The organism is Rhizobium redzepovicii (genome assembly GCF_019793435.1).
In the GTDB taxonomy this organism is placed as follows: domain Bacteria; phylum Pseudomonadota; class Alphaproteobacteria; order Rhizobiales; family Rhizobiaceae; genus Rhizobium; species Rhizobium redzepovicii.
Map to the genome: position 1 here is coordinate 1 of NZ_JAILYH010000088.1, position 431 is coordinate 431.

Sequence of the window (431 nt, forward strand, 5' to 3'; positions counted from 1 at the left end):
GATTGGTGCAGTGGCTGACGAAGTCGAGCTGTCCATCCGGGACACGCTTCCGGTTGAGCTCGGTGAAATAGCTCAGCATGCCGCCGCCAATGCGAATGCCGGGAAAGGCAGCGCGAGCGGCGGTATAGACTTCATCCAAAGGCGGGCAATCCGGCCAGGTGCTGCCGGGCGGCGTCGACTGCCGGTCGACCGAAGGCGAGATCATGATCGCATCCGGCTTGAATTCCGCCAGCTGCAACTGGCGGGCGATCTCGGCGGTCTCGCTCGCCGGGACTGATTTGCAGGGAAGGGCGATCTCCAACGTCGAGCAGCCGCGATGGGCCGTCGCGATTGCTGCGAACCGCCTGAGCGCGTCGACGCCGTGCCCGGCACTCGGGTCGAAATGGAAGAGGAGTTCCTGAGGAGCGATCTCCGTCAGGACGGACTTTGCC

The 431-nt window shown here is 64.5% G+C and carries 1 protein-coding gene; it reads right to left on the reverse strand.

What is annotated here, in order from left to right; genetic code table 11:
• The coding region (locus K6N12_RS33705; RefSeq protein WP_485064278.1) for a D-apionate lactonase family protein at window positions 1-431 on the reverse strand (431 nt) is incomplete at both ends.